At 61.9% G+C, this 17,133-nt stretch carries 16 protein-coding genes; 12 read left to right on the top strand and 4 right to left on the bottom strand.

The annotated features are described in order from the left end of the window. Positions 1-16: 16 nt before the first annotated feature. From B9Z48_RS02805 to B9Z48_RS02835, 7 genes are all read left to right on the top strand, one after another. Positions 17-1,066 carry a TauD/TfdA family dioxygenase gene (locus tag B9Z48_RS02805; RefSeq protein ID WP_108377054.1) on the top strand — a complete coding sequence of 350 codons (1,050 nt, stop codon included), beginning with the start codon at positions 17-19 and terminating at the stop codon, positions 1,064-1,066. 19 nt (positions 1,067-1,085) lie between these two features. Beyond that, positions 1,086-2,585 carry an aldehyde dehydrogenase family protein gene (locus B9Z48_RS02810; protein ID WP_108377055.1) on the top strand — a complete coding sequence of 500 codons (1,500 nt, stop codon included), beginning with the start codon at positions 1,086-1,088 and terminating at the stop codon, positions 2,583-2,585. Positions 2,586-2,594: 9 nt separating this feature from the next. Further along, complete coding sequence (locus B9Z48_RS02815) at positions 2,595-3,209, top strand: BMC domain-containing protein (protein WP_089955580.1); 615 nt, start codon at positions 2,595-2,597, stop codon at positions 3,207-3,209. Beyond that, complete coding sequence (locus B9Z48_RS02820; protein WP_108377056.1) at positions 3,206-4,180, top strand: nuclear transport factor 2 family protein; 975 nt, start codon at positions 3,206-3,208, stop codon at positions 4,178-4,180. Before B9Z48_RS02815 ends, B9Z48_RS02820 begins: the two co-directional genes overlap by 4 nt. After that, positions 4,177-4,446, top strand: coding sequence for a EutN/CcmL family microcompartment protein (locus tag B9Z48_RS02825; protein ID WP_053168998.1), 270 nt, complete (start codon positions 4,177-4,179; stop codon positions 4,444-4,446). Before B9Z48_RS02820 ends, B9Z48_RS02825 begins: the two co-directional genes overlap by 4 nt. Before the next feature lie 70 nt (positions 4,447-4,516). After that, positions 4,517-4,789, top strand: a complete 273-nt coding sequence (locus tag B9Z48_RS02830) for a BMC domain-containing protein (RefSeq protein WP_089955588.1) — start codon at positions 4,517-4,519, stop codon at positions 4,787-4,789. Positions 4,790-4,818: 29 nt separating this feature from the next. Beyond that, positions 4,819-5,508, top strand: a complete 690-nt coding sequence (locus B9Z48_RS02835; protein ID WP_108377057.1) for a microcompartment protein — start codon at positions 4,819-4,821, stop codon at positions 5,506-5,508. A gap of 136 nt (positions 5,509-5,644) precedes the next feature. Here B9Z48_RS02835 and B9Z48_RS02840 read toward each other — a convergent pair whose 3' ends face one another. Continuing rightward, on the bottom strand, positions 5,645-5,893 hold the full coding sequence (locus tag B9Z48_RS02840) for a hypothetical protein (RefSeq protein WP_199233437.1): 249 nt from the start codon (positions 5,891-5,893) through the stop codon (positions 5,645-5,647). Positions 5,894-6,176: 283 nt separating this feature from the next. On the opposite strand from B9Z48_RS02840, the gene gap reads away from it, so the two are divergent. The 3 genes from gap (at position 6,177) to B9Z48_RS02855 (ending at position 11,215) form a co-directional block, all read left to right on the top strand. Continuing rightward, a complete protein-coding gene (gap, locus tag B9Z48_RS02845) occupies positions 6,177-7,211 on the top strand; it encodes a type I glyceraldehyde-3-phosphate dehydrogenase (protein ID WP_108377058.1) in 1,035 nt (344 codons plus the stop codon). A 98-nt stretch (positions 7,212-7,309) separates the two neighbouring features. After that, positions 7,310-9,214 (top strand): sigma-54-dependent Fis family transcriptional regulator, encoded by a 1,905-nt coding sequence (locus B9Z48_RS02850; protein WP_108377193.1) that lies wholly within the window; start codon positions 7,310-7,312, stop codon positions 9,212-9,214. A gap of 192 nt (positions 9,215-9,406) precedes the next feature. After that, positions 9,407-11,215, top strand: coding sequence for an NAD(P)/FAD-dependent oxidoreductase (locus tag B9Z48_RS02855; protein ID WP_108377194.1), 1,809 nt, complete (start codon positions 9,407-9,409; stop codon positions 11,213-11,215). A gap of 91 nt (positions 11,216-11,306) precedes the next feature. Here the strand turns inward: B9Z48_RS02855 and B9Z48_RS02860 are convergent, their stop codons facing one another. Genes B9Z48_RS02860 through B9Z48_RS02870 form a run of 3 tightly spaced genes read right to left on the bottom strand, consistent with a single transcriptional unit; the run spans position 11,307 to position 14,898 of the window. Beyond that, a complete protein-coding gene (locus B9Z48_RS02860) occupies positions 11,307-12,719 on the bottom strand; it encodes an amidase family protein (protein WP_108377059.1) in 1,413 nt (470 codons plus the stop codon). 5 nt (positions 12,720-12,724) lie between these two features. Then, positions 12,725-13,915, bottom strand: a complete 1,191-nt coding sequence (locus tag B9Z48_RS02865; RefSeq protein ID WP_108377060.1) for a M20 aminoacylase family protein — start codon at positions 13,913-13,915, stop codon at positions 12,725-12,727. Next, positions 13,912-14,898, bottom strand: coding sequence for a tripartite tricarboxylate transporter substrate binding protein (locus tag B9Z48_RS02870; RefSeq protein ID WP_158273196.1), 987 nt, complete (start codon positions 14,896-14,898; stop codon positions 13,912-13,914). The genes B9Z48_RS02865 and B9Z48_RS02870 overlap by 4 nt, the downstream gene beginning before the upstream one ends. A gap of 116 nt (positions 14,899-15,014) precedes the next feature. Here B9Z48_RS02870 and B9Z48_RS02875 point away from each other — a divergent pair, with 116 nt between their 5' ends. Beyond that, a complete protein-coding gene (locus tag B9Z48_RS02875; RefSeq protein ID WP_158273197.1) occupies positions 15,015-15,917 on the top strand; it encodes a LysR substrate-binding domain-containing protein in 903 nt (300 codons plus the stop codon). Positions 15,918-16,215: 298 nt separating this feature from the next. Next, positions 16,216-17,076, top strand: coding sequence for a GNAT family N-acetyltransferase (locus B9Z48_RS02880; protein ID WP_108377063.1), 861 nt, complete (start codon positions 16,216-16,218; stop codon positions 17,074-17,076). Positions 17,077-17,133: the final 57 nt, after the last annotated feature.

Below are 17,133 nucleotides of genomic sequence, written 5' to 3' on the forward strand. Positions count from 1 at the left end.
AACAAGGAGATTAATAATGAAATTCCGTCACATCCAGGTGGACCCGATGACGCCCACCATCGGCGGCATGATCAGCGGCGTGGACCTGAACAACACCCGCTCGGAAGATGTTTACGAAGAAATCAAGCAAGCCCTGTGGCAATACGGCGTGGTGTTCTTCCGCAAGCAGGCCTTGAAGCCCGAGGCCTACATCCGTCTGGGCCAGAACTTTGGCGAGATGGAGCAGCACGAGTTCTTCCCGCACATCGAAGGGCACCCCCAAATTCAGCTGATCGCGCACCAGGGCAGCGAAGCCCCCGAGACCGACCGCTGGCACACCGACGTGACCTTCCGCAAGAAGCCCAATATGGTCTCCATCTTGCGCATCACCGACTTGCCTCCTTCGGGTGGTGACACCATGTGGATGCACGGGGGCGCAGCGTATGACGCGCTCAACCCCGGCATGCAGCAGATGCTCGAAGGCCTGCAAGCCGATCATGATTTGCCTTGGCATTTCCGCCGCATCAATGCCAACGAACGTCTGGCCCAAAGGGCTTCCGCCAAGACCGGCATGATGGTGCAGGCCAGTCAGCAAGAGTGCAAGATGATCGAGAACACGCCCACGGTGACGCACCCGGCGGTGATCACGCACCCCTACAACGGCCGCAAGATTTTGTTCGTCAACTCGATCTGGACCAAGCGCCTGCTGGGCATGCACATGGACCTGTCCGAGGCGGTGCTGAACATGCTTTACGAATGGGTCAAAAAGCCCGAATTCATGGTGCGTTTCCGCTGGGAAAAAGACTCGGTCGCCATGTGGGACAACTGCGCCACGCAACACTACGCCGTGTTCGACTACGCGCCGCACTACCGCGCAGGCCAGCGCATGACCTGCGGCAGCTTTGTGCCCACGCTCAACCCCGGTGCCGCCGCCGCAGGTGGCCAGCCGTCGGTCATGCGCCAGCTGCTGGACACCACCCGCATGCAAGCGGCCAGCCCGCGTGAGCAGCAGGCGGTGGAGGCCATCTTCAGCGCCCTGGAAAACGTGGACCTGAACGCCGTGGCCGCTGCAGCCCAGCGCCGTTGAATCAGGAACGCACCCCGTCATGAGTTCAAGCAAGCCCATCGACCTGGCCGACCACGACCTGGCCGCCTTGCAGGAGGCCCGCGACCTGCTGGGCCGCGCCCGGCAAGCCGCTGCCACACTGGCGCTGTGGACGCCCGAAGAGGCCAAACGCGTGGCCAAAGAAGTGGCTGCCGCCTTGCTGCCGCGTGCCGAGTTTTATGCCGAGTGGGCCGTGCGCGAAAGCCGCATCGGCAAAGTGGCCGACAAGATCGCCAAGAACCAGATCGCCTGCACCCTCACGCCCAGCGCTTGGGACAATGTGGCGCTGGGCGGCGTGCGGCGCAACGATGCGCTGCGCATCGTCGAAATCGGCCGGCCCGCCGGCGTGGTGGTGGGCTTGTCCAACTCCACCTCGCCAGTGGCCACCATCATTTTCAAAACCATCTTGTGCCTGATGACGCGCAACGCGCTGGTCATCTCGCCCCACCCTGTGGCCTTGGCTTGCTGCACCGCCGTGACGAATGAGCTGCAAGCCGCGATTGAAAAAGCCGGTGGCCCGGCCCATGCGCTGCAGATTCTGACCCGCCCCACGGTCGAGGCCACGGGGGCGCTGATGCGCGACGCCCGCACCGACGTGATTTTGGCCACCGGTGGCACGCCCATGGTGCGTGCGGCCTATGGCTCGGGCAACCCCGCCATTGGTGTGGGCTCGGGCAATGTGCCGATTTATGTGGATGCCAGTGCCGACATCGAAGCCGCTGCGCAGACGATTGTGGCCGCCAAAAACTTCGACCACGGCAGCCCCTGCTCGGCCCCTTCGGTGCTCATGCTTCACGCCAGCATTGCGCCGCAGATGCAGCAAGCGCTGGCCCGCCAGGGTGCGCATGTGTGCACCGACGCAGAGGCGCTGCAAATCCAGAATTACGCCTTTCCCGGTGGCAAGTTCAACGGCAAGGTGGTGGGCCGCCCGGCGCATGAGATCGCGCAGGCCGCAGGCGTGCAAGTGCCCGTGGATTGCCAGGCCTTGGTGTGCCCCATTGCCAACCCGCAGGCCGGACATGTGCTGCTGAAAGAAAAACTCTCGCCCATTTTGGGCTGTGTGGTGGTGCCGGGCATGGACCAGGCCATCGACGTGGCGCGGCTCATGCTGCAGCACAGCGGCGCAGGCCACACCTCCGGCATCCATTCGGCCAGCGCCGAGCAAGCGGTGGTCTGGGGCGCGGCGCTCGACTATTACCGCGTGGTCGTCAACGGCAGCACCGTGCACGACAGCACCGGTGCCAACACCGGCTTGCCTTACACCTTCACCATTGGCACAGGTTACGCGGGCAAAAGCTCGGTGGACTGCAACGTCGGCCCCGAGCTGCTGGTCAACTGGAAACGTGTGGCCTTTCCGCTGCCGGGTGGTTGGGCCGGGGCCATGGCTTCGGGCGCGGCCTCTGCGGTCGGTGCCCCGCCTTCGCAACTGTCCACCCTCACGCCTGAACTCCAGGCCATGGTCCTGCGCATCGTGCAGGAAGAACTCGAACACCTTCGCTGAAAGTCTGACATGTCCACTTTGCGCAGCTACATTTTCTTGGACCGCTTGCAGCCACAACTGATGTGTTTGCTGGGCTCCACCGCCCGTGGTTTTTTGCCGCGCCACAACGACGCGGCCATGGTGATTGAGGTCGCCCCGGGCATGGACATCGAGTGGCTGACCGACATCGCCTTGAAGCACGACAACGTCAAGCCCGGCAACCTGGTGGTCGAGCGGCAGTTTGGTTATCTGGAGTTCCACGGCCAGTCATCGTCGTCCGTCAAGTCGGCCGGTGCTGCCGTGTTGGATGCCATGGGCGTGAGCGAGAAAAGTGTGCTCAAGCCCGAAATTTTGGCCTCCAAGGTGATTGACCGGGTCGATGGCTACCACGCGTTTTTGATCAACCGCAGCAAGGCCGGCAGCATGCTTTTGCCCGGTGAGTCGCTCTACATCATGGAGATGACGACCTCGTCTTATGCGCTCTTGGTGGCCAACGAGGCCGAAAAAGCCGCCAACGTGAAACTGATCGACTGCCGCTTCATGGGCCCGGCCGGTCGCCTGTACCTGTCGGGCAATGCGTCGGACGTGCGGGCCGCCGCCGCCGTGGCCGAGGCCGTGATCCGCGATGCCGGAGGTGCTGCATGAGCGCAGACGCCTTGCGCGAACAAATTCGGGCGCAGGTGCGCACCGCCCTGGGGGCCAAAGCCACGGGTGCAGACACATCGGTGGCCGCCTTGATGCAGCGCTTCGAAGCCGGGTACGCCGCCGCCAATGCCGAGGCGATCGTGGCTTGTTTTGCCCCCGACGTGGTGTGGACCCTGCCCGACTCTCGGGTGCTCCATGGCCGCGCCGCGTGCCTGGGGTTTTTGAAAGAACGCTTTGCCAGCCCCGCAGGCCCCAAGTTCTCGGATTCACACATGAACGTGCTGGGTCAGACCGTGGTGCAAAACTACAAGGTGAGCGTGCCGCTGCCCGGTGGCCAATCGGTCACCTTGGACGGCACCGATGTCTACCAAATCCGCGATGGCCTGATTGCCCGCAAAGACGCTTACTGGAAGCAGATCGGCGCACCCAAACCAGCAGCCCCTGCCGCTGCGCCAGCGACTGCACCGCAGGGTGTGGTGGTGCCCTTGCGTGTGGGCACAGCTGCCCATGCACAAGCGCTGACCGATCTGTTCAAGCGCCTGGCCGCCAGTCCGGCTCTGTTGCAAGCGGCGCAATCGGGCTTGCTGCGTTTTGACATGCGGGTGGACGAGGCGGCGGTCAAGGCTGTCGCCGCAAGTGCAGCCACACCCACACCCGCCGCTGCGGCAACACCCCCCACGGCACCCGCTGGCACATCGGCCATGGCCGTGACCACCACCATCGACCCGGCCGCCTGCTGTTCGTCCTGCAAGGCGGGCAAGGCCTGCGAGTGCAAGGGCGACACCTGCGGCCTGCACGATCACCCAGCAGACATACCCGAGCTCAAAGGTGTGATCGGCGAGAAACTGCTCAAAACCCTGTCGCCGAGCGTGAAAACCGTTCGGCTGCATCCCAAGGCGGTCCTGACCCCCTTGGGCAAAGAAGCGCTGCGCAAGCGTGGCATCACCATTGACCGTGGAGCAAAAACATGAAAACAGGAACCGTGATCGGCCGCATTGTGGCCAGCAAACGCCTGCCCGAACTGCCGCCAGGCGCTTTGCTGGAGGTGCAACTGGACTACCCCAAAGACGTGGTCGTTTGTTATGACCCCATGGGCTGCGGCATTGGCGAGCGCGTGATGATCACCATCGGCGCACCTGCGGCCTGGTGGTTCGCCCCGGCTCATCCGCGTGTGGTGGCCGATGCACTCATCATCGCCTCGCTCGACAACTACGACACGCCCACACCGATGCGCTGACGCAGCGGTATTTTTTTCCTTCAACCCCTTTCCTCAACCCTTTCTTTTTTAACCCCTCAAGGAGACTCACATGTCACAAGCCATCGGAATGATCGAAACCAAAGGTTATGTTGCTGCATTCGCTGCCGCTGACGCCATGGTCAAAGCCGCCAACGTCAACATCGTTGGCAAAAAAGAAGTCGGTGGCGGCCTGGTCGCCATCATCGTTTCGGGCGACGTGGGTGCCGTCAAGGCCGCCACCGAAGCCGGTGCAGAAGCCGCAGGCGCGATCGGTGAAGTGGTGTCCTGCCACGTCATCCCACGTCCCCACGCCGACGTGTCCAAAGCCTTTGACGGCAACTGATCCGCGAACGCTGTTGACAAGGAGGCCGCATGGCCACAAGCAAAAAAGCCACCACGCCTGTCCAAGCTGCCGCCAAACCACCTGCCAAACCGGCCGCTGAGCTTCGGGTGTACCTGACGCTCACCGACCTGCAACGCCAGTTTTCATCGTGGATGAGTTCGCCCCTGGGCGCACGCGGCTACGTGGCGATGCAGGGCACCCACGCGCTGCTGGTCGAGATCGCCCCCGGGCTGTCCATCCAGCGCGTGATTGACCTGGCCCTGAAAGCCGAGCCCACACTGGAGCCGGGCATTTTGGCGGTGGAGCGCCAGTTTGGTGTGCTGGAGTTGCACAGCAACGACGGCGCGGCCTTGCAGCGTGCAGGCCAGGTCATCCTGGACTGGATGGGGGCCCAAGCCGAAGACCAATTGCGCCCGCAATTGCTCTACAGCGACATTCTGGAAAACGTGACCGATCAGCACGCCGTGCTGATGAACCGCACGCGTCAAGCCAGCATGGTGCTGCCCGGCGACAACATGCTGCTGATGGAGGTGGCCCCAGCCTTGTTTGGTGCCCACATGGCCAACGAAGCCGAAAAAGTCGCCCCCGACCTGACCCTGGTCGAGTGCAGCATGATCGGTGCCAGCGGCCGCATGTACCTCACAGGCAGCATGGCCTCGCTTGAAAAAGCCAAGGCCCATGTGGAGCAATTGTTGTCGGAGATTCCGGGCAGAGGCTGAGTCCTGTCAGCTGTTCGAACGCTTGCCCCGGGCAGGCGCGACGCCCTTGTCGCGATCACGCCCCGCAGCCCTGATGCCTAAAAAAAAGCCGCCTGCCCTTGTGGGGCAGGCGGCTTTTTCACGGGTTAAAACCCGATCACTTGGCCGCAGGCATGGCCTTTTTGGCCGCTTCTGCGTGCGTTTGAGCTTGGGTCATGTGCTCATAGGCCACTTTGGCGTGGGTTTGTGCACCGGTGTGGTCGTTGGCCCCGATGAGTTTGGCCACTTCTTTGTGTGACTTGGCCGCCAACTCAAGGTGTTCGGCCGCTTTGCTGTGGTGTTGCTCTGGTTTGAGCATGGCAGGTGCTGGGGTGCTGGTGGCGGGTGTTTTTGTGTCGAATGTCATGGGAAGTGCTTTCAAAAATGAAGAAGACGCCAAGGTGTGAACCAAGTGCACCTGGTTCACCGGGCCATCTTTGAGCAGGCAAGCTTGGGGGTCTGTTTGTTGGCACACGGTGATGGGGGCATGTGGGGCGCGTGATCAAGTCGCAGTTACAAAACCAGAACAAATCGGTACGCAAGGCGGGTCATGTAACAAAGTTTCATGATTTCGAATAGGATGGTTACATGTCTGGCCTGCCCGTTTCGGTTGGGTCGCCGCCTACACCTCCAACGAAAGAGAGACCCCCATGACCATCAAAATCGGCATCAACGGATTTGGCCGCATTGGCCGCATGGTGCTGCGTGCAGCGGTGCAGAACTTCAACGACGTCGAGATCGTCGGCATCAACGATTTGCTCGAACCCGATTACCTGGCCTACATGCTGCAATACGACAGCGTGCATGGCCGCTTCAAGGGCACGGTGGCCGTGGAGGGCAACACCCTGGTGGTGAACGGCCAACGCATTCGCCTCACACAAGAGCGCGACCCGGCCCATCTGAAGTGGAACGAGGTCGGTGCCGATGTGGTGATCGAAGCCACCGGCCTGTTTCTGGACAAAGACAGTGCGGGCAAGCACCTGGCTGCCGGAGCCAAAAAGGTCGTCATGTCCGCGCCTTCGAAAGACGACACACCCATGTTTGTGTACGGCGTGAACCACGCGTCCTACGCCGGGCAAGCCATCATCAGCAACGCCAGCTGCACCACCAACTGCCTGGCCCCCATCACCAAAGTGCTGCACGACAAGTGGGGCATCAAACGTGGCCTGATGACCACGGTGCACGCCGCCACCGCCACCCAAAAAACCGTGGACAGCCCCAGCAACAAAGACTGGCGCGGCGGTCGCGGCATTCTGGAAAACATCATCCCCAGCAGCACCGGCGCGGCCAAGGCGGTGGGCGTGGTGATCCCGGCCATCCAGGGCAAGTTGACGGGCATGGCATTTCGTGTGCCCACCTCGGACGTGTCGGTGGTGGACCTGACGGCCGAGCTGGAAACACCAGCCACCTATGCCGAAATTTGCGCCGAGATGAAAGCGCAAAGCGAAGGCGCTTTGAAGGGCGTGCTGGGTTACACCAACGACAAAGTGGTGTCGACCGACTTCAGGGGCGAGGTGTGCACCAGCGTGTTTGACGCCGATGCGGGCATGGCCCTGGACAGCACCTTCATCAAGGTGGTGGCCTGGTACGACAACGAGTGGGGTTACTCGAACAAATGCCTGGAGATGGCGCGGGTGGTGGGGCAAAGGGTGGGGCAGGGGGTAGGGCAGGGGGTGGAAGGCTGAGCTGGCCATAGGACGAGGGTCACCGGGAAAACGTGGTCTTGACAGGCCACGCGGGTCCACCCAAAGTGGGCGGCTGTTCTCACGACACGGGCCTGCCCATGAACACCTCCCAGCACGCGCACATTGCCACCGTGGTCAGCGTGGCCACGCAGGGTGCCGCCTTGGCCGCGACGGGCCATGAACAGCTGATTCGCGACTCCTGGTTCCGTTGTGTGCACGAGCACCAGCTGGACCCCACCCGCATGCAAGAAGCCATCATCTTGCCGCACGCCCGTTTGCGCGAACACCAAGACCAGATGGAGGCGTTTTTGCACATCGCCCGTCACGGGCTGGAGACGCTTTACTCCAAGGTGGCCGGGCTGGGTTATGTGGTGTTGCTGACCGATGCCAAGGGCGTGACGGTGGATTTTTTGGGTGATTTGGTGTTTGAGCCTAGCCTTCGCAAAGCCGGGCTGTACCTGGGGGCGGACTGGAGCGAGCAGCACGCGGGCACTTGCGGCGTGGGCACCTGCATCAGCACCGGGCAGGCACTCACGGTGCACCTGAACGACCATTTTGATGCCACACACATTCCTTTGACCTGCACCTCGGCACCCGTTTACGACAGCCGTGGCCAGCTCAGTGCGGTGCTGGATATTTCGCAGCTCAGCTCGGCCCAGCCCAAATCGAGCCAGCACCTGGCATTGCAGCTGGTGCAGATGTATGCACACGACATTGAGAACGCCGCTTTTTTGTACCGACATCGGCGCGACTGGATTTTGCGCCTGTCCAGTGCGCCGCAGTTTCTGGATGTGCAACCCGAATACCTGCTGGCGTTGGATGTTCAGGGCCGTGTGGTGGGTCACAACCGACGCGCCCAACTCGGCCTCAGAGCCGACCCCGCGCAGCCCTTGCTGGGCACCCGCTTTGAGCGCCTGTTTGATTTGCCTTTTGCCGATCTGGGTCGTTATGTGCAAACGCGGCCATCGGATCAGCGTGCGGTCATGCATTCGGGGGGACGGCAATTGCTGTTTTTGTCAGCCACTCCACCGCCCAAGCTGCCCAACAGCCAGAGCCAGCGCGACACAGCGGTGCCCCCTGCTTTGGCGGCCCTCTCGGCGGGTGATCCCCCTTTGGAGCGACAAATCGAGCGCGTGGCCCGCTTGGTCAATTCGCCCATCAGTTTGTTGATCACCGGTGAAACCGGCTCGGGCAAGGAGTACTTTGCCAAGGCGGTGCACGCCAGCAGCGAACGCCGGCAGCAGCCCTTTGTGGCGGTCAATTGCGCTGCCATTCCTGAAGCCCTGATCGAGAGCGAGCTGTTCGGGCATTTGCCCGGCAGCTTCTCGGGCGCTTCCTCCAAAGGCAAACGGGGACTGATTCCCGAAGCCGATGGGGGCACCTTGTTTCTGGACGAAATCGGGGACATGCCGCTGGGCTTGCAGGCCCGGCTGTTGCGTGTGTTGTCCGAGCGAGAGGTCTTGCCGGTGGGGGCCACACGGGCCGTGCCGGTCAATGTGCGGGTGATCGCCGCCACCCACGCGCCGCTGGAGACCTGGGTGCGGGCCGGGCGTTTTCGGGACGACCTGTATTACCGCTTGAACGGGGCGCACATCATGCTGCCGCCCTTGCGCGAGCGATCCGATCTGAGCGCCATGATCGACCGTCTGCTGCCAGGGCGCACGCTGGCCCTCGAAGCCCGGCAGTGCCTGTTGCAGCACCGCTGGCCAGGCAACCTGCGTGAACTGCGCAATGTGCTCGATTACGCCTGCAGCATGTGCCAGCAGGGCCCCATAGGCCTGGACGATTTGCCCGAACTGCTGGGCAGCCACGAGATCCGGCAAGCTTACCCCGACACCCCAAACGAGCTGGCCCCCAGCGGGGATGCCAGCTTGTTGCAAGCACTTCGCTTGTCGCAATGGAACGTGAGCGCCGTCGCCCGCAGCCTGAACGTCTCGCGCATGACGCTGTACCGCCGCATGAAGCGGGCGGGCATCGTGGCCCCACATCGACAGGCGGGGTGAGTGCAGCCTGTGACACCTGTCACAGGTTCTGGCGTGACAGGTGATGCGCTGTGACATCCGGGTAGACCCCGGGTCATTTTTGATTTCTTGTGGTCTGACAAGGACTTGCAAGTGGCGACCGATCTGGCACGGCACTTGATTGTTCCCCTGCACCGCACCATGTCGAGTGCGGCACTACCAGGAGAGAAACCCATGAGTGACAAGACCCCCTCGCAGAGGGCGCAAGATTGGCTATCGGGCTTTGAGAATGCCCTGAGCCAAGGCCAGACGGCACAAGCCACGGCCCTGTTTGACACCGACTGCTACTGGCGGGATCTGGTGTCGTTCACCTGGAACATTTGCACCCAGGAAGGTCAAAGTGCCATCGAGGCCATGCTGCAAGCGCGGCTGGCCGATGTGCAGCCCTCGAACTTTGCACTCGAAGGCGAGGCCACCGAGGCCGATGGCGTGGTCGATGCCTGGTTCACATTTGAAACCGGTGTCTCGCGCGGGCGTGGTCACCTGCGGCTCAAGGCCACGGCCCAAGGCGATAAGGCTTGGACGCTCTTGACCACCATGACCGAGCTCAAAGGCTTTGAGGAAAAAAAGGGCAGCCGCCGCGTCAAGGGGGCCGAACACGGGGCGCAAGTGGGCCGCAAAAGCTGGCTGGAGCGACGCCAGGATGAAGAGGCCCGCTTGGGCTACGACGAGCAGCCGCATGTGCTGATCGTCGGGGGCGGGCAGGGGGGCATCATGCTGGCGGCCCGGCTGCGGCGTCTGGGTGTGCCGACCATCGTGGTCGAGCGCAATGAAAAAGCCGGTGACAGCTGGCGCAAGCGCTACAAAACCCTGTGCCTGCACGACCCGGTTTGGTACGACCACCTGCCCTACATGCCTTTCCCCGACGACTGGCCGGTGTTTGCCCCCAAGGACAAGGTGGGTGACTGGCTGGAGATGTACACCAAGGTCATGGAGATCAACTACTGGGGATCGACCACCGCCAAAAAGGCCACATTCAACGAAGCCAAGGGTGAGTGGGAAGTCGTGGTGGACCGGGCTGGCCAAGAGGTGGTGTTGCGCCCCAAAGAGCTGGTGTTTGCGCTGGGCGTGTCGGGTTATGCCAACGTGCCCAAGATTGCGGGCGCTGACAGCTTTTTGGGCGACCAGCACCATTCCAGCAAGCACCCTGGCCCCGAGGCCTACAAAGGCAAAAAAGCGGTGGTGTTGGGCTCCAACAATTCGGCGCACGACATCTGCGCGGCCCTGTGGGAAAACGGGGCCGATGTGACCATGGTGCAGCGCAGCAGCACACACATTGCGCCTTCGGAGTCGCTCATGGAGCTGGCGCTGGGTGGGCTCTACAGCGAAGAGGCGGTGCAAAGCGGCATTGACCACCACAAGGCCGATTTGGTGTTCGCCAGCGTGCCCTATCAGATCATGCACACCTTCCACATTCCGGTGTATGACGAGATGAAAAAGCGCGATGCCGACCTGTATGGTCGGCTGGAGAAGGCGGGCTTCATGCTGGACTTTGGCGACGATGGCTCGGGCCTGTTCATGAAGTACCTGCGCCGGGGCTCGGGTTATTACATCGATGTGGGTGCGAGCGAGCTGGTGGCCAACGGCAGTGTCAAACTCAAAAGCCACAACAACATCGAGCGCATCAACCCCAAGAGCGTGACCCTGACCGATGGCACCGAGCTGGAGGCCGATTTGCTGGTGTACGCCACGGGTTATGGCTCGATGAACCACTGGCTGGCCGACCTGATCTCACCCGAAGTGGCTGACCGTGTGGGCAAGGTCTGGGGCTTGGGTTCGGGCACCACCAAAGACCCTGGCCCTTGGGAAGGCGAGCTGCGCAACATGTGGAAACCCACACAACAAAAACAGCTGTGGATCCATGGCGGCAACCTGCACCAAAGCCGCCATTACTCACAGTTCCTGTCGCTGCAACTGAAGGCGCGTTACGAAGGCCTGGACACGCCGGTGTACAAGCCTGCGCCTGTGCATCACTTGCGCTGAAACGGGCGCTGCAACGCGCGCTGATGCTGCGCTGATCGGCACCACTGCCTGCACGTTGTCCGGTGTGCAGGTGGGGTGCCGATCCCTTTTCTCAGCCCCGGCCCCTCAAATAAGCGAGCGCCGAAAACTGCGCGGCTTGCTCGATCACCTCGCCAGCCGCCAACATGCGGTCTTCGCGGAACTTGGTGCTGACGATTTGCACGCCCACGGGCAAGCCGTTCACCACCCCGGTGGGCACCGACAGGCCGGGCAAGCCCAGTGTGGCGGTGCTCAGCAAGGGCGCTTGCGCCAGCAGGATTTGAGCGGTGCGTTCGGCCGAGCGCTGGTCGTCGTCGATGGGGAATTGCCGCTCCCAGGAGTTGGGCATGAGCAGCACCGGGTACCGCTCCAAAAACACCGCCCAGTCGCGGGCGATGTTGAAGCGCCGGGTCATGGCTTCCAGATATTGATCGCGGTCCCACACGGGGTTGATGGCCATGTAGTGGCTGAGCGCCTTGCGCAACGCATCGTCGCCATGTTCGCGCATGAAAGGCTCACCGCCTCGGCGCATGTCGTTCATGACCATGTGGAACTGCATGGCCGAGACCTCGGCAAAGTGCGGGGGCTCGACCTCTTCAACCGTGTAGCCAGCCGCTTCCAACCAGCGGGCGGCCTGGTCCACCGCTGCGCTCACAGTCGGGTCAACGGCCGAATGCGCCCAGTTGCGAAACACCGCCACGCGGCATGGCTGCTGGGCATCGGCAAATTCCAGTGGGGCGGGTACCCATTGTGGGTCCAGCGGTGTGCCTTGCGCCATGACCTGCAGCGCCAGCCGTGCATCGGCCACCGTGCGGGTCAGTGGCCCTTGCACCGACATTTGCTGGTTGCTGATGATGCGGTTGGGGGCGCTGGCCTTGTAAGACGGCACCCGGCCCACGGTGGTGCGCAAGCCCACCACACCACAGGCCCAGGCCGGATAGCGGATCGAGCCGCCGTAGTCGTTGCCGTGCGCGATCGCGCCCATGCCCAAAGCGGTGGCCACGGCTGCACCGCCGCTGGAGCCACCGGGTGTGACGCCCGCGTCAAACGGGTTGAGTGTGCGGCCATGCAGGTCGTTGTCGGTGAACCAGCGCAGCGAAAACGCGGGCGCGTTGTTGCGGCCCACCACAATGGCCCCCGCCTCGCGCAGGGACTGGACCAGCGGCGAGTCGCTGCTGGCGATGTTGTCTTTGAAGTCATGCACACCTTCGTCGGTGGCCTCGCCCTGCACGTCGATGTTGATCTTGATGGTGACCGGCACACCGTGCAACGGCCCCATAACATCGCCCCGGGTTTGTGCGGCGTCGGCCGCATCGGCGGCTTGCAAAGCTTTGTCGGGCGAGACACTGGCCAGGGCGTTGACCTGTGGGTTGACCTCGGCAATGCGGGCCAACACGCTTTCGGTGGCGGCGCGTGCGGTGGTCTCGCGGCGGGCGATGCGAGCGGCCAGTTCGGTGGCGCTCAGTTGCCAAAGTGTGGTGGCCATGGTGTTCAGTCTTTCAAATAGCGTTGTGTGAGCAAGGCCCAGAAGGCAGCGCCCACGGGCAAGATGTCGTCGTTGAAGTCGTAACCCGGGTTGTGCACCATGCAGGCGTGGGCGACTGCGCTGTCACCCGTGCCCTCGCCCGCACCGTTGCCGATCATGAAATAACTGCCCGGGCAGTGCTCCAGCATGAAGGCAAAGTCTTCACTGCCCGTGAGCGGGCGGCCTTGGCGCGTGACGCGTTCTGCCCCCAGCAGCTCGGTACCCACCTGGCGGGCCAACTCGGTCTCTGCGGGCGTGTTCACCAGCACGGGGTAGTCGCGCTTGTAGTCGATGTGCGCTTGCACACCCAGGCTTTGGGCTTGCGCCGTGACCAGACTGGTGATTCGTTCTTGCAGCAGGTTGCGCACTTCGCGGTCGAGCGAGCGCACGCTCAGCTCCAGCCGGGCGCTGGCAGGAATCACGTTGTTGGCCTTGCCCGCCACCAGCGAACCCACGGTGATCACGGCGGTGTGCTGCGGGTCCACATTGCGCGAGACGATGGTTTGCAGCGTCATGACAATGGCCGCTGCCGCCACGATCGGGTCTTGTGCGCGGTGCGGCATGGCCCCGTGCCCGCCCACGCCCGTGAGGGTGATGGTCACGTCGTCGCTCGACGCCATGGCCGGGCCATCGATGAAGACCAGCTGCCCCGCAGGCACGCCGGGCATGTTGTGCGCGGCAAAAATGGCATCGCATGGAAAGCGCTCAAACAGGCCTTCTTCGATCATGATCTTCGCGCCGCCCGGGTGCTCTTCGGCGGGTTGAAAAATCAGGTTCAGCGTGCCCGAAAACTCGACCTCTTGGGCAATGTATTGCGCCGCCGCCATCAGCATGGCGCTGTGCCCATCGTGGCCACAGGCGTGCATCACGCCCGCGTGCACGCTGCAGTGCGCCAAGTCATTGGCCTCGTGAATGGGCAGCGCGTCCATGTCGGCCCGCAAGCCCAGGCGTTTGTGGCCGCTGCCGCGCTGCAACTGAGCCACCAGCCCGGTGGTCGCCAGGCCCCGCGTGACGCTGTAGCCCCAGCTTTGCAACTGCTCGGCCAACAGCTCAGACGTGCGGAACTCTTTCAGGCCCAGTTCGGGGTGGCGGTGCAAATCGCGGCGCAGCGCCACAAAAGGGGCCGCACGCTGTTGCAGGGCGTGCAACACGCTCATTGGGCTTCGAGCTTGATCGATTTGGCGATGCCCTGGTACAGCTTGACCTCATCGGCATAGACCTGATCGGTCTGGTCCAGACGCAAAGCTTCACCCACTTCCTGGCCCATGGCGGTCATGGTGTTGCGGAAATCGGCGTCGAACATGACCTTGGTCAGCGCCCGGTGCAAGGCTTCGACGACGGGCTCAGGCGTGCCTTTTTTCACGTAGTAGCCACTGCCAATCGTGTAGTGAAAACCTTTGAGCTCTTTGGCTTGGTCCACCGAGGGCACCTCCGGAATCAGGCGCTGCGGCTGGGGTGACAAGGCGGCAATGAATTTGATCTTGCCTTCTTTGGCCATGTGAACATGAGGTGCGCCGTAAGGGGTGATGAACAGTTCAATCTGGCCACCCATCAAATCCTGCGTGATGGGGCCACCACCTTTGTAGGGCACATGCAGCATTTCAGCGCCGATCTTCTTGGCCATTTCTTCGCCCAGCAAATGGTAGAAGCTGCCGATGCCCACGCTGGCGTAATTGACCGGTTTGCCCGCTTTGGCGCGTTTGACGATCTCGGCCACCATCTCTTGCGGGGTGTTGCCCGGGAAGTTCTTGCTGGCGACGATGGCCATGGGGGCCATGGCCATGCGCTGGATCAGGCGAAAGTCATCGGGCTTGTGCTTGACGGCCTTCATGGCCAAGGGGGCGAGGATGAGTTCGTTGGGCGAGCCTTGGAAAAGGTAGTAGCCGTCTGCGGGGGCGTTGAGCACTTTTTGCGCCGCAATAGCCCCACCCGCGCCGCCCAGGTTTTCGATGATGACGGGCTGCTTGAGCTCGGCCGCCAGGGGCACGTTGATCTTGCGCGCGATGATGTCCGACAGGCCGCCTGCCGGGTAGGGCACCATCAGGTTGATGGGCTTGTTGGGGAAGTTTTGTGCCAGAGCGGGGGCGCTGGCCGCCATGGCCAGGCTCAGCAGCAGGCCCAGGGGTTTGAGCAGTTTCATGCGGGTCTCCATCGTCAAAATGATGGCGCGATGCTAGACCTGACAGGGGACAACTGAAAGACTGTTAATTATTTTCATGACAACCCATGGTTGTCACTGGATTAAACTGCCTGACCATGAAACTGCACCAACTCCAGGCCTTGGTGGCCGCCGTCGAACACGGCAGCATCCGCGCCGCCGCCCGCGAATTGCACCTGACGCAGGCGGCCCTGACCAAGTCTTTGCGCCAGCTGGAAGAAGACACGGGCGTGGCCTTGTTGATTCGCAAATCACGGGGCATCGTGCTGACCGACGCGGGCCAGCGCCTGCACGCCCGCGCCCAGCTGGTGATGCGCCAAATGGCCTTGGCGCAAGACGAGTTGCAGCAGGCCCAGGGCGACCAAGAGGGCACGGTGCGTGTGGCGCTCACGCCTTACCTCATGCTCACGGTGTTGGGCGAGGCGTTTTTGTGGTTTCGCAAACGCTACCCACGCATCCAGCTGCGCTTGATTGAAGGCCTGGTGGCGCGGGTGTTGCCGGGTTTGCGTGACGGCACGGTGGACTTCGCCATCGTGGCCGACAGCGGCGACGTGACGCCGCAAGAGTTTCAGTGCACCCGCTTGCAAAAAGACCAGCAAAAACTGGTGGTGCGGGCGGGGCACCCGGTGTTGCTGCAGCCCACTGCTGCCAAGCTGGCAGCGTTGGAGTGGGTCATGCCGGGGCCGTTTTCGCAAGGGCTGGACGAGGGGCTGCTGGCCATGTTTTCACAAGGGGGTGTGGCCCCGCCCAGCCAAATCACCCGCTGCGACGCCATGGCCGCCATGGCTTTGATCCGCCAATCGGACGCCATGAGCGTGATGCCCGCCCCCTTGCTGGCCCAACCCGAGGGACATGGTTTGGTGGAGTTGTCATTGCGCAGCATGCGCCCACCGGACATCGAGCTGGTCTTGCTGTCCCCACCCGATGTGCCGCTGACCCCCGCAGCGGCTTATTTGGCGCGTTGCCTGACGGATGCCATCGCTGCGCGGGGCCCCACTTGACGACCCGCATGATCCCGCAGGACCGATGTCCCCGTTGCGATGCCTTGGCAAGCACGCCTTGTCTTTTGGAGGGTGGGGCTGCTGCAAGTGTAATTGCGGTGCATGAACTGCACCTTTGCATTATTTGTAAATGTATTTTTGAATAGGCATCAAGGCTTGAGTATGAATAATGATGGGCCATTTATTGGCTTTGAAGAACTGACCCAAAGTTTCGAGCGCTTTACAAGGCCTTGCCTATAATCAATTCACCACCTGTTTCAGGTCTGCATTCTTTTCATGTGCACCTTCATTTGAATTCATGAAAGCCGTTTCCACTTCCGCTTTGCACATCCGGTTCATGAAAAAACATGAATTGGCCCATGGCATTGAATGGGCCGCCTATGAGGGCTGGAATCCTGGCTTGAACGACAGTGAAACATTTTTTGACACAGATCCACAAGGGTTTTTGTTGGCAGAAATCGATCAAGAACCTGTGGGCATGATTTCTTGTGTGCGGTACGGGCTTGATTTTGGTTTTATTGGATTTTTTATCGTGACGCCAGCTTTTCGTGGGCGCGGCCATGGCCTGGCTTTGTGGCAGGCGGCGGTCGCTCACCTGGGTGGGCGTCTGATAGGACTCGATGGTGTCGTGGCCCAACAGGCCAATTACCGAAAAAGCGGCTTTGTGTGGGCCCACAACAATTTGCGAATGCAGGGCATGACAACCACCAAGGGGCCAGTCCACAAAGGCGTTGTGGCCTTAGAAACCGTCCATGCTGAGCAAGTTGTGCAATACGATGCGGCCATGTTTCCTGGCGAGCGAGGCACTTTTGTGCGGCGCTGGATCCAACAGCAGGGCAGCGTAGCCCTGGGTTTTTGGCATCACCATCACTTACTGGGTTACGGTGTGATCCGGCCATGCCGAGTGGGGTTCAAAGTAGGTCCTTTGTTCGCGGATGACTCAACGGTGGCCAATGAATTATTCAACGCCCTCATGAGTCGCGTTCCTGCAGGGGAGCAGGTTCAATTGGATATTTCTGAAGATTCTGAGCCTGCGCGTGAGTTGGCCCGTTTTTGGGGCATGCAAGCGGTTTTTCAAACTGCGCGCATGTATACGGGCTTGATGCCAGTCTTTGATCAACACCGTCAGTTTGGTGTCACCACATTTGAACTGGGTTAATGCATCAGATTTGATTTTTACGAAGCCATGGTCAATATTTTATTATTCATTTTTGCT

Origin of the sequence: Limnohabitans sp. WS1, from assembly GCF_003063265.1 — a bacterium.
Classification (GTDB): domain Bacteria; phylum Pseudomonadota; class Gammaproteobacteria; order Burkholderiales; family Burkholderiaceae_C; genus Limnohabitans_A.

Excerpts from the sequence above, each read along its gene's own strand:
- B9Z48_RS02850 (WP_108377193.1), top strand. The coding sequence starts at position 7,310 with ATGAACACCTCCCAGCACGCGCACATTGCCACCGTGGTCAGCGTGGCC.
- B9Z48_RS02870 (WP_158273196.1), bottom strand. The coding sequence starts at position 14,898 with ATGAAACTGCTCAAACCCCTGGGCCTGCTGCTGAGCCTGGCCATGGCG.
- B9Z48_RS02810 (WP_108377055.1), top strand. The coding sequence starts at position 1,086 with ATGAGTTCAAGCAAGCCCATCGACCTGGCCGACCACGACCTGGCCGCC.
- B9Z48_RS02825 (WP_053168998.1), top strand. The coding sequence starts at position 4,177 with ATGAAAACAGGAACCGTGATCGGCCGCATTGTGGCCAGCAAACGCCTG.
- gap (WP_108377058.1), top strand. The coding sequence starts at position 6,177 with ATGACCATCAAAATCGGCATCAACGGATTTGGCCGCATTGGCCGCATG.
- B9Z48_RS02815 (WP_089955580.1), top strand. The coding sequence starts at position 2,595 with ATGTCCACTTTGCGCAGCTACATTTTCTTGGACCGCTTGCAGCCACAA.
- B9Z48_RS02855 (WP_108377194.1), top strand. The coding sequence starts at position 9,407 with ATGAGTGACAAGACCCCCTCGCAGAGGGCGCAAGATTGGCTATCGGGC.
- B9Z48_RS02830 (WP_089955588.1), top strand. The coding sequence starts at position 4,517 with ATGTCACAAGCCATCGGAATGATCGAAACCAAAGGTTATGTTGCTGCA.
- B9Z48_RS02820 (WP_108377056.1), top strand. The coding sequence starts at position 3,206 with ATGAGCGCAGACGCCTTGCGCGAACAAATTCGGGCGCAGGTGCGCACC.
- B9Z48_RS02875 (WP_158273197.1), top strand. The coding sequence starts at position 15,015 with ATGAAACTGCACCAACTCCAGGCCTTGGTGGCCGCCGTCGAACACGGC.
- B9Z48_RS02835 (WP_108377057.1), top strand. The coding sequence starts at position 4,819 with ATGGCCACAAGCAAAAAAGCCACCACGCCTGTCCAAGCTGCCGCCAAA.
- B9Z48_RS02860 (WP_108377059.1), bottom strand. The coding sequence starts at position 12,719 with ATGGCCACCACACTTTGGCAACTGAGCGCCACCGAACTGGCCGCTCGC.
- B9Z48_RS02880 (WP_108377063.1), top strand. The coding sequence starts at position 16,216 with ATGAAAGCCGTTTCCACTTCCGCTTTGCACATCCGGTTCATGAAAAAA.
- B9Z48_RS02865 (WP_108377060.1), bottom strand. The coding sequence starts at position 13,915 with ATGAGCGTGTTGCACGCCCTGCAACAGCGTGCGGCCCCTTTTGTGGCG.
- B9Z48_RS02840 (WP_199233437.1), bottom strand. The coding sequence starts at position 5,893 with ATGACATTCGACACAAAAACACCCGCCACCAGCACCCCAGCACCTGCC.
- B9Z48_RS02805 (WP_108377054.1), top strand. The coding sequence starts at position 17 with ATGAAATTCCGTCACATCCAGGTGGACCCGATGACGCCCACCATCGGC.